The 11,366-nt window shown below is 36.7% G+C and carries 6 protein-coding genes and 1 pseudogene; 1 reads left to right on the top strand and 6 read right to left on the bottom strand.

The annotated features are described in order from the left end of the window. Positions 1-686: 686 nt before the first annotated feature. The 6 genes from AC3DU7_RS12875 to AC3DU7_RS12850 all read right to left on the bottom strand — a co-directional run bounded on the left by AC3DU7_RS12875 (position 687) and on the right by AC3DU7_RS12850 (position 9,816). Positions 687-827, bottom strand: a complete 141-nt coding sequence (locus AC3DU7_RS12875; protein ID WP_488039740.1) for a hypothetical protein — start codon at positions 825-827, stop codon at positions 687-689. A 708-nt stretch (positions 828-1,535) separates the two neighbouring features. Then, entirely contained in the window at positions 1,536-4,130 is a 2,595-nt protein-coding gene (locus AC3DU7_RS12870; protein WP_488039739.1) for a GAF domain-containing protein, read from the bottom strand. A 1,121-nt stretch (positions 4,131-5,251) separates the two neighbouring features. Continuing rightward, positions 5,252-6,385: a glycosyltransferase family 4 protein gene (locus AC3DU7_RS12865; RefSeq protein WP_488039738.1), complete on the bottom strand. Its 1,134-nt coding sequence runs from the start codon at positions 6,383-6,385 to the stop codon at positions 5,252-5,254. Between the two features lie 83 nt (positions 6,386-6,468). After that, positions 6,469-7,110 (bottom strand): DUF4291 domain-containing protein, encoded by a 642-nt coding sequence (locus AC3DU7_RS12860; RefSeq protein ID WP_488039737.1) that lies wholly within the window; start codon positions 7,108-7,110, stop codon positions 6,469-6,471. A gap of 638 nt (positions 7,111-7,748) precedes the next feature. After that, on the bottom strand, positions 7,749-9,005 hold the full coding sequence (locus AC3DU7_RS12855; RefSeq protein WP_488039736.1) for an NAD-dependent epimerase/dehydratase family protein: 1,257 nt from the start codon (positions 9,003-9,005) through the stop codon (positions 7,749-7,751). 220 nt (positions 9,006-9,225) lie between these two features. Further along, a complete protein-coding gene (locus AC3DU7_RS12850) occupies positions 9,226-9,816 on the bottom strand; it encodes a CpcT/CpeT family chromophore lyase (protein WP_488039735.1) in 591 nt (196 codons plus the stop codon). Between the two features lie 540 nt (positions 9,817-10,356). On the opposite strand from AC3DU7_RS12850, the pseudogene AC3DU7_RS12845 reads away from it, so the two are divergent. Next, a pseudogene (locus AC3DU7_RS12845) lies at positions 10,357-11,366 on the top strand (hypothetical protein); the annotation flags it as partial.

Here is an 11,366-nt window from a genome sequence, read left to right as displayed (position 1 = left end):
GGGATACTCGTGTGCAGTCAGGAGGTTTGGTGTGGCTCCTTGCTGTACGATAAGATGCTTTTTCAGGACATTCCGTAATGTACCCATGTCGTCTCCCCATTACCCCCAGTGCGCCTATCACCCTTAGCTCTGATTGGGGCCTGTTGCCAGCTTCACTCTGCTAGTGGAGAAGTTCTAGCTCGGTGTGGCCAGATCGGGAGTCCGTTATCCCTTAACGGGCTGGACTTTCACCAGCATCCGTAACTCAGTTATCTAACAGGCTCTTCTTTGGTGGTCTCGCTGATTGCAAGCTCTTTCCGCTGTGGCCTCGTTAGACCCTATTCATACCCCTTTAGTCTCTAAAGGCTCCTAACAGGAACGAGTCGCACGATGTCTTCATATGTACAGAACCAACTACTCTGTACATCTACCCATTTACCATTTTGGTTAGAGCCTATCAGGAATATTTGGCTCTTCTACAAATAACGCAGTTTAATAAATAACTTAGAACTATGTTCATCTTTCCATCACTCCCTTTTGCTCCTAGAGGATTATTCCTATCCTTTTCGGCTACTTTTAGGGTCTGCTTACCAACATTACTATTACTAGCTATGGTGTGACCTACCGTTCTTTATGACGGATTACTCTACAAGGGTATGGGATGAAGAACCCATAGGGAAGTGGGCTTCCCAGTTCAAATGACCAGTTCAGGTCGCACAGTTAGCATTGTATAAGTTAGCCTCACTCAGGTCACATCCCGAACATTCATTAGTTTCTAATAGTCTTCTAATAGCTGCTGGATTAGCTGCTTTTGCTGAATTTATCCAGCCAAGTTGGGATAAAATCATTATGATTGTTAATATTGTCAGTTTCATATTCAGTATTTGTGGGTATAGAGAATAATTGAACAGAAAGTATATCTAAGTAGTAAGTATACAAAATTATTTGTATCTCTACTTAGGGCTTGCTGATTAAATATCAAAGCATTTATAGGCAAAGGCTTTAGCATTTTGAGGTCTAAAAAAGTGCGCCTGTTTCAGTATAAAATGCTCAAAAAGGAGCGCATTTTTGGAGAATTATGGCAGAAAAGTCAACAGACGATTCTTCTGACTACTTTTTCTATAATTCCCATTCCTCCTGACTTCACCGATTCTGGATTCTGGCTCCTACCCTTACCAAAAAACTTTTTTCAGCAAACCCTACTTATATAGATAATTGCTTCATTTATCATACATCCAATTTTTTTAGACCGACAAATTTAAAACACCAGACATATCCAAAAATTAATCAAGTGCCTTAATAATTTGACTTTAGGTTACTTGCAATATAAAAAATAATAGCAATCCTATTTTATTCCTGTTCAAAATATTGCGGTTTTTTAGGAATACGAAATATGCAATGGGCAATTGGTAATAATTTTGGAGCTTATTTCTAGTTTTTGAATCTTTATATTATGTCCGAATAACTCAGTGATCACAAAAACTTTATTACTTTGAACCAATATTCCCTTCTGCCTTCTGCCCTCTGCCTTCTGACTTCTTAATTTCTAACTTTAACTATTTAGTTATCATGGTATGACTTCCATCCCAGTCATGTGCTGGTGGATTTGTTATATGGTTAACTGATCGTTGAATATGCTCACCAACAGCTTCATCATCAGGTCGGATTTTCTTAGCACTCTTAAAGTAACTAACAGCTAAAGCAAAATTCCTTTCTAGATAAGCTTTTCTACCTCTAGAATAAAGTTCTAAAAACTGTTCTGTTTCCCGATCAATATTGTCTGAATTTGCACCAATTAATTCATATATATTTACAGATTTTTGCTTACCTTTAACTTTAACCTTATCTAATTCTCTGACCCTAATATGATCGCGACAAAGTTGATAAGTAAACTCACTTAAAATTATATCGCAGCCATAATGTTTAGTAATTGATTCTAAACGGGAGCTCAAATTTACACCATCACCAATTACTGTATAGTCCATTCGTTTTTTAGAGCCAATATTACCAGATACTACTTCTCCTGAACTAATACCAATACCAATTTTAAATTGTGGTTGATTAGGACGAGATTCATTAAATTTCCGGAGACGATGACGCATATCTAAAGCAGTTTTAACCGCCATTAAAGCATGATCTTCTAAAGGTAATGGCGCTCCAAAAACAGCCATTAAGGCATCCCCCATAAACTTATCTAAAGTTCCTTTATGGTTAAATACTGCCTCTACCATTGTTTCAAAATATTGATTTAGAAGTTTAACTACTTCAGAAGCTTCTAAGTCCTCTGTCAAAGTTGTATAGCCTCGAATATCAGAAAATAAAATAGTTACTTCCTTACGTTCTCCTTCAAGTAAAGCATCTTCAGCTAAAGCCATTACTTGTTCTGCAACCTCCGGAGTCATGTAGCGATACATGGTATTTTTCATGCGTTTTTCTTTACTAATATCTTCAAGAACTACCAATCCTCCACGCACACCACCTTCAGGATTAGTCAACGGATTAACTGTTAGATTCAAACTACGTTCTAGAACTCTATCTAGTTCAAATACATCTATTAATCTGCTAAAATCCATGTGGTTATTTTGAACTAAATTTGCCTGTCTATTTGTTGGTATTTGTTCTCCCCAAGGAATAAAAATATTAGGATTTTTTGGATCGGGAACTGCTAAAATATAAGCTGTTTCTTCTTCACCTTCAAATTTTATAAAAGAACCTATTCGTAAATTTTGCTCTGGAACATATTGTCTAGTTCCATGCTGTAAACTATCTTTTAAACGAAACTGTAAATTTTCAATTGGTATGACTTCCCATACATATCTACCAATCAGTTTTTCTTCCCACAATTGTCTACTTGTTTTACCTTTTATCTCTTTTTCAAGAGGACAGCCTAACATTTCTAAAGCTGCTCCATTTATAGTCACAATTCTGCCTTGCATATTTGTAGAAATTACAACATCAGATAAACTTTGTAGAATATCTTTTTGATATTGCTTTTCTACTAAAACATTTTCAAAAAGTTGAGAATTCTGAAGGGCAATACCTGCTTGAGCATTAAAAGCTAGTAAAAATTGTTCATCTGAAGAATTAAAACTACCTTGATTTTTATTAATTAACTGAGTTACCCCAATCAATTCACCCTTAGCATTGTACACAGGCATACAAAGAATATTTCTCGTTTGATAACCTGTTTTTTGATCTGTACTAGGGTCAAAACGAGGGTCTATATAAGCATCAGGAATATTCAGAGTTTGTCCAGTAGAAGCAACATAACCAGCGATACCTCGATTTGCAGGAATTCTAATTTCCACCATTTTTTTTTCGTCTGCTGTCGCTACCTTAGTCCAAAGTTCATTTGTTTCTTTACTAAATATAAACAATGTGCTGCGGTCCGCTTGCATTAAATTACAAGCTTGATCCATTACAGCTCTTAAAGTTGTTTCTAAGTCTAGACTTTGACCTAAAGTTGTGGTAGCTTTCAACAGTGCGGAAACCCCTCGCTGATTACGAGCTGCTACATAAAATGATTGACAACTTTCTATAATAATTCCCATTGAGTCCCCTAAAGAGCGGAATAGTTGCTCATCTTCTCGATCAAAAGGGACATCATTCGCTTTATTAAGTAGTCGTACTACTGCTACTGGTTTGTCAGAGTTGGTGGTACTGAAAACTGGTATGCAGAGGATAGTACGAGTATCATAGCCTGGAGGTTGGTCTACTTCTTCGCTGAACAGTGGATGAGTTTTGGCATCAGCAATATTTAGAGCTTCTCCCGTTGTGGCCACATGACCTAAAATACCAACATTGATTGGTAATTGGTACTCTTGAGACTTACCTGTACTTTCGAGAATAGTCTTGTACCAAAGTTGTTTTTTCTCTTGGTTAACTAAAAAAATAGTTGTTTGATCTGCCTTCAAGATTTGACCAATTTTGACAGTAAAGGCATCTAATAGTTGTTCTAGTAAAGTTTCAACACCTTCATTGTTAATTAAGTCAATAGCTCGTAAATATTGATGAAATTCAGCGGTAATAAAGTCTAGCAGACAAACAAACTCTCCTACTGGCAAATCCTTGACGCGAGTTGCCAGTAGACCCATACGATCGACTTGAGTCAATGTTGCCAGAATACTACCAGCAGCGTTAGAGAATGTCATTTGAACTGCTTTATCTTAAAGTTAAATTACTCCAACTTAAGTGTATATTTTCTATGGGTTTAATTTCTTCTAAGCAGATAAAGTTTTTTACTCGCAAAAAAATGCTATAGTAATAGAATAGACTATATTTAATTACATTTATTGCCACAGTATCGCAGAAACCTAGAAAAGTTAGGACGATTAGAAGTATTTAGAATATGAAAGTTTAGTATGATTAGTAAAATCTTATCATTAGTATTACTCCGCTTAATTATCACACAAGCTTGAATTTAAGATCCCGGAGTCCATGTATAAATCATACATTTTAGATGTGGGTTAATAAGAGTCATAGATTCTGTAAAATTTTGTTGTAGGGCCTAATAGTCTACCCTTTTTGACAATTTCTAACAATCATCAAATTTTTATATAATAAACTTGTACGTAAATATAGTTATATATAGTTCTTTGTCTCCAAAAATTGGGAATTTAGATTGAAATAATCTAACTTTAGTCGGCAATCATAAAAAATCAAATATCCTCAAGAGTCAGGGATATGAGTTCAATAGGGTGAAATTTCTGGACTGACACACTACTTACATACACATAAGAACCTATGTCCAAGCATAAATTGAATCAAGGAGATAATCAAAAAAGAAGAAAACAAAAAGCAGTCTCAAGTGTCTTTGACTATTGGGATAGAGGAGCTATTTATTTGAGCCTGTCTCACTACTTGGAGTAGCTGGCGTGCTGTTGTAGTTCACCTAGCCAGGGAAACACTTGCAAAATAATGTACTTTAATTAAAGGTTCTACAAGCAAAATTTTCTTTTACTTGCTACAGATTCCAGTTTTTCACTACCATGCAGAATTTCCATCTTTAGCACCCTTTGACTTAGATGGAATTAGCGATCTTTGCATACAGTCTTAATTAGGGTCTGCCTAATAAAGTCTTTTGGTAAAGGTAGGAGTCAAGAGTCAGGATTAAGGAGAAATGGGAATTAATTGAGAGAATTGAGAGAGTCGGAAAAATCGTCTCTTGTCTTTTTATGTCATAATTGTCCCTAAACACTAGCTAGCTTTATGCAGCTCTTGACACCGAAATCAATATCAGTCAATACTTTGATATTTAATCAGCAGGCCCTAATTATGCTGCTGATGGTATCGAATTGACAGAGATAACCTTTTGATAATAGTCTCTTAACTGTTGAGTTGCTGCTGACCATCCCCAACGTTCTGCTTCAGCTCTGGCATTTTGACGTAGAGTTTCTCTTTCCTCTGAACGATCTAAGAGATTTTGAGTAGCTTTAATAGCTCCTTTTTCATCAGCAGGATCGAATAGATAACCATTTATTCCATCTGTAACAATATCAGGAATGCCTCCAGAATTAGCTGCTACTACAGGAGTTCCAGCGGCCATAGCCTCTAAAAGTACCAATCCTAAAGTTTCGGTGCGAGAGGGAAAGATGAAAGCATCAGCAGAAGCATAGGCAGAGGCCAATTTTTGACCACGGAGATACCCCACAAAGTATGTGGGAGTGTCTGCAAAATGTTCTTCCAGGGATTCTCGGTTAGGTCCATCTCCCACAAGAGCTAGGCAAGCATTGGGAATGGCCTCTAAAATTGGTTTAATACGGTCAATCTCTTTTTCTGCACCTAAACGGCCAACGTATAGTAGTATTGTGCTATCAGGATTTCCTTGACTAAGGCGATCGCGCATTTCTTGACTAGCATGGCAGGGTTGGAATAATTCTGTATCTACTCCTCGCTGCCAAAGGTCTACCCGCTCAATGCCATGGTTGGTTAATTCTTCTACCATTGCTGTAGAAGTACAAAGATTTAAGTCTGCTTGATTATGGCCCGATCTTAGTAATTCCCAAAGTAAACCTTCAAGCATTCCTAAACCATAGTGATGTAAGTATTGAGGAAGGTGGGTATGATAGGACGCTACAAGTGGAATATTCAGCTTTCTAGCATAGTATAGGCCACCTAACCCTAATACTGCTGGATTAGCTACATGAATTATATCTGGCTGAAACAGCTCTAGCTGTTTACCAATAGTAGGAGTGGGTATTGCTAATTTTAATTCTGGATAGAGCGGTAAGGGAAAACCCTCAATGCCACAAATTGTTGCTCCATGATATTCTTTTAGTCCTCCCTCGGGGGAAAATATTAGCACTTGGTCGCCAGCACGTTGCAGATGTTCAACAGTGTGGCATAGACGGGTAACTATACCATCTATTTTTGGTAAAAAGGTTTCAGTAAAAAGGGCTATCCTCATAAGTATATTAGCTGGAAAAATATTAGTCAGAATATTGATTTTTTTGGATGATAACAGGTTTAACTATTACCCTTTAAATTTAGTCAGGACATCGATAATCCCAGTTTATGTATTATCTCAGAATTATTTACTGGATAAACATTTTCTTTCGGTGTGATTAAATCAGTCCATTTACTATACTCTCTATAGCTGCGCTGCTGTTGTACAAATTCTGTAATATTTTCTATTTTCACAATCCAATCTCGGCTATACTTTCGTAAAATTTCACCCCGCAGTCCTAATTGAATTGCTCGTCTTTCCACCTTTTGACCCATAGGATTATGGTCTGGGTCCCATTGCAGTCTTACAGGCGATCGCTTTAAAGTTTCTTTCCATTCTTCTTGAGTTTTATAAATAGTTGGAATAAAATTTGAATGTACAGCATTTGCTAAAATTTCATCAAATGCTGTACGTTTAATAGTTACAGCAAGAATAACTTCTTGCCCTGTTTTTGTTCCCCATCCAGAACGAAACATCATCCACAAAAAGTTAGGTTTAATCCAACTCATTCTACTTAGGCTAAATTCACCACCAAAATAACCTTTTGAAACTGCAAAACTTCCTATATCTGGTCTATATGCTTGATAGACAACTATAGAGTTTTCATCAAATTGTGCTAATATATGCTTGCCTTTTTCTGGCCAATTACTAACTTGAATTAAGTAGTTTTCTGTGGCTAGCTGCATATTAATTCAGTAGTAGTATTAAGTAATTTTATATCTTAATATCTTTTACCATCTGTCAATGATTATGAATAAAAAAACTTAGCTTTTAGGTAAACCTAATAGGCATAATTTTTTTTAACTTTAATATGACTAATATGACTAGAAATTATTTTAAATTATTATATCTTTTATATCTATAGAATTAGCAAAATCTTTGAGGAAAAATAAATTAACTTTATCAAGACTAGTAAGAGGTAATAAGTAAATATATTACCTCTTATTTTGATATGTAGATAAAACTCAGGTTAAAGTATAATCAAATTCATTATATATAACCCCAACCACAAGTAAAATTACTACACTTACTGAATATAAATCTATTTAAAGAAGCGATCGGCACTAAGCACTCAGTCGGATTATTTTTTTAACGTGAGTTAAGGTAATTTCAACCTCTACCAAACCATTCTGGTTATAGAAGCAGAGAATTTTAACCAGAACTAAAAAGCTGAAGTCCGAAGTTCATTTACAGGAGGCTAGCTGTTTAGGTTTCGCTGCACGACACGAATGCATAGAGAATCCCATAGGGAAGCATTCCGGTTATAGAATACTAACAGCTGATAGCTATTTTTAAAGATAGAATTATTATCCAGTTTTAGATACTAATGTACTTTTACAGAATCTGATTGTTTGTTTTTTTCCTCAGTTTTGGATATTAATGTACTTTTTACAGAATCTAATTGTTGAGTTTTTTCTCGATGCCAAGATACTTTAGGTAAAATATGGTTTTTATCCACTCTTTCTTTATACTTGATAGCAAAATTGAGTAAAGAATCTAACAGAGAATCAGAAAGGTAATGAGGTTTTAAACCAAGATCTAGTAGATTCGTATTTTTAGCATTGAAATAATGCTGCTCTAATTCTACTCTAGGATTATCCAAATGATTAATCTGCACATCTAAATCCATAGTTTTACCCGCTTCTTTTACAATTTCTGCTAGTTTTTGAACACTAAACATTTCCGTAAATTGGTTAAATACTCGGAAATTACCTGGTTCTGCGGGATTAGCGATCGCTATTTCCATGCAACGGACAGTATCTCTAATATCTAAGAATGCCCTAGTTTGTCCACCTGTACCATAAACAGTTAGTGGGTGGCCAATTGCTGCTTGAATACAAAATCTATTCAGAGCTGTACCAAAAACTCCATCATAGTCCAGACGGTTAATCAGAATTTCATCATTGATTATTTCATCATCTAGAAGGCCAGTTAAAGCAACACCATATACGACACCTTGATTGAGGTCTGTAGCACGGAGGCCCCATATTTTGCAGGCAAAGTGAATGTTGTGGCTATCGTGAACCTTACTTAAATGATAGAAAGACCCTGGTTGTTTCGGATAAGGTAGAGTATCCTTACGTCCATTATGTTCAATAGTAATGTAACCTTCTTCAATATCTATATTAGGAGTACCATATTCTCCCATAGTTCCCAGTTTTACCAAGTGGGAGTCTGGAAAATCCTCTTTCATCGCATAGAGAATATTGAGAGTACCAACAACATTATTAACTTGGGTCATAACAGCGTGTTCCCGGTCAATCATAGAAAATGGGGCTGCCCGTTGTTCGCCAAAGTGGACTATAGATTCTGGTTCAAACTGACGTAGTGTTTTACTAAGGAAGTCATAGTTGGTAATGTCTCCTATATATAGGTCAATTGTTTTACCTGTGAGGTCTTTCCAACGTTGGATACGTTTTTGGATCGGGGCAATAGGTGTGAGGGTTTCTACTTGAATTTCCATATCCCAGTGTCGTCGAACCATACTGTCTAGGATACCCACTTCATAACCTTGATTAGAAAGATAAAGAGCGGTTGCCCAACCGCAGTAGCCATCGCCACCAATTACTAGGACTTTCATAAACTTACTGTGAATCTTACTTACCGATATTGGCTTAATGTATCAGGTATTGGAACTTTATGGCGTTTCTTGTTTAAATCAAATGCAACTGGCTAAACATTATAATGAATATGTCTTATTACGCTGATAAACTTTATCCCTAGTATTTGTGTTGATACTACTAATTATTTAGAAAAGTTGAAGTAGTAAATTTTCTTATATTTCTTATATCTATAAAGATTTATAGATTAACTTCATTGGCAAAGCTAGCCCAACGAGTAAATTCAAAAGGCCCAGCAATCGCTCCCCAGATATGCTCATCAGTTTCGGGGTTGCGCCCTCGGTCATGACTAATAAATTTATGTTCATCTATCTCAAAATTGCTATCTAAGTAGGTAGTTTGGCCTTTACGGACTACAGTACAAGCCTTTCCTGGTTCTACTTCACCTCTAAAGCTATGACCAGTCCATGTAGTAATGAAGTTACAACCTGGTAGTTTCTTTATTTGTTCAGTTTTTAATGCTTGTAAACGTTGAGTATCGCGAGAAGCGCCGTAAAATGCTTCTTCTCGATCTATTGCGTAGTTTTCAATATCGATATGGTCTGCTGCGGGGACTAATTTTAGTATTCGGACTCGGTAGGGTTGATTAAGGTTAATATCATAAGCTTGCTCTAGATAAAGGCTGAGTCCATTTAAGAGGTCATAGGGAAGTGGACGCATACAAACTCGAATGTGAGCAAAGAGGGGAGGGTTTTCAAAGGCTTGTTGTTGGTTACTAAAATCCGCCGCTAACCAACGTGCCAAAGTAAGAAAGTCTGTTGAGTTAGTCATGTTGATTGAATGTAAATTTAGAGTTAGAGTTCAAAAGAAAATCTTGAGTATTTTATAATGTATTTTCCCATTAGGGAACTTTAGAAAAAAATCAACGTCTTTAAGTCTATTTACTTTTTATTTAGATGTTGAAATGTTTCTTGAAATCGTTTCTTTTCAATATTATTGAATTACACAGTATATTATGGGTTTTATACAGGCTATAAGTAAATTATTGAGATTAAAAAAATTATAATCTGAAATTGGATATAACGTGTTTGCATCAATTAAACCCTCGAATACTAATAGTTTTAGTATAGTTTAGTTTTAAAGTACTTTAATATGGCATCTATTTCAATCAAAGTTAAGTATAAATTATTTAGTCCTTTGACTTCAAGAAAAATTTAGCTTAGGAAAACATAAATATTTGGCCATTCAATAAGTTTAGAATTACTTACATGTACCAGATATATCTATAGCTAAAATATATAATTATTATTTTCAAAAGTGAAATTCTCACTTATAATTTGGGAGAAATTATATTTTTGAGAAAAATAACCAATGGACGGTTCTCCTAACTTTTTTCAGGAACCGAGCACACTTTCGGTTCCTCTTCCACTTGGTAATTCGGCTGAGGAAAACTTAGTCTTATTCTTCTCTGAAGATGCTTTAAGCGATGAAGGAGAAATAGGGCTACAAGAAGTCAGCATAGTAGAAATAACTAACACTGACTTTGACAATGAAATTCCATTTATACAGCCTGGTGCTGAGATTGTGGCAGGCTCAATAAATTTAAGAGAAACAGATTTATTTATTCCAGATCTAGATAGTGAAAGTGATGTAGTAACTTCGTTTGCAAGTAATGATGGGTTACTAATCCCATTCTTATTGGATGGAGTGAGAACTAATGAATTACAAATATCAGATATAGAAATAGCTGGCAAAGAATACATAGAAGTAAAGGCAGTAGGTGAAGACGCTCAGACTTACAGAGTACTAGCACTATTAGAAAAAAATGATTCTTCTATCGTAGCCCAACAAATTCAACCTCCAGATGTCGTACAACCAGTAGTCCCTACTGAATTTGACACCCTTGTACCTGGACAACCAGTAACTGTACCAGGTTTTGAATTAGTCCCTGGACCATCAATTCCTTCTAATCAATTTGTAGAAGTTCCTATACCACTAATACCTGGTGCTCCTGGCGCTCCTGGTGCTCCTGGTCCCGCTGGTCCTGTAGGTCCTGCTGGTCCCGTAGGTCCTGCTGGCGCTCCTGGTCCCGCTGGTCCTGCTGGTCCCGTAGGTCCTGCTGGTGCTCCTGGTCCTGCTGGATTAGATGGTGCTCCTGGTGCTCCTGGTCCTGCTGGATTAGATGGTGCCCCTGGTGCTCCTGGTCCTGCTGGTCCCGTAGGTCCTGCTGGCGCTCCTGGTCCCGCTGGTCCTGCTGGTCCTGTAGGTCCTGCTGGTCCTGTAGGTCCTGCTGGTGCTCCTGGTCCTGCTGGATTAGATGGTGCCCCTGGTGCTCCTGGTCCTGCTGGATTAGATGGTGCCCCTGGTGCTCCTGGTGCTGC

This window comes from Okeania sp., assembly GCF_983059655.1.
Note: the sequence above shows the minus strand (reverse complement) of the source record. Positions and strands in the feature narration are given on the sequence as shown.

Bases quoted from the DNA above. Each gene is read 5' to 3' on its own strand.
- AC3DU7_RS12875 (WP_488039740.1), bottom strand. From the start codon at position 827: ATGATTTTATCCCAACTTGGCTGGATAAATTCAGCAAAAGCAGCTAAT.
- AC3DU7_RS12870 (WP_488039739.1), bottom strand. From the start codon at position 4,130: ATGACATTCTCTAACGCTGCTGGTAGTATTCTGGCAACATTGACTCAA.
- AC3DU7_RS12865 (WP_488039738.1), bottom strand. From the start codon at position 6,385: ATGAGGATAGCCCTTTTTACTGAAACCTTTTTACCAAAAATAGATGGT.
- AC3DU7_RS12860 (WP_488039737.1), bottom strand. From the start codon at position 7,110: ATGCAGCTAGCCACAGAAAACTACTTAATTCAAGTTAGTAATTGGCCA.
- AC3DU7_RS12855 (WP_488039736.1), bottom strand. From the start codon at position 9,005: ATGAAAGTCCTAGTAATTGGTGGCGATGGCTACTGCGGTTGGGCAACC.
- AC3DU7_RS12850 (WP_488039735.1), bottom strand. From the start codon at position 9,816: ATGACTAACTCAACAGACTTTCTTACTTTGGCACGTTGGTTAGCGGCG.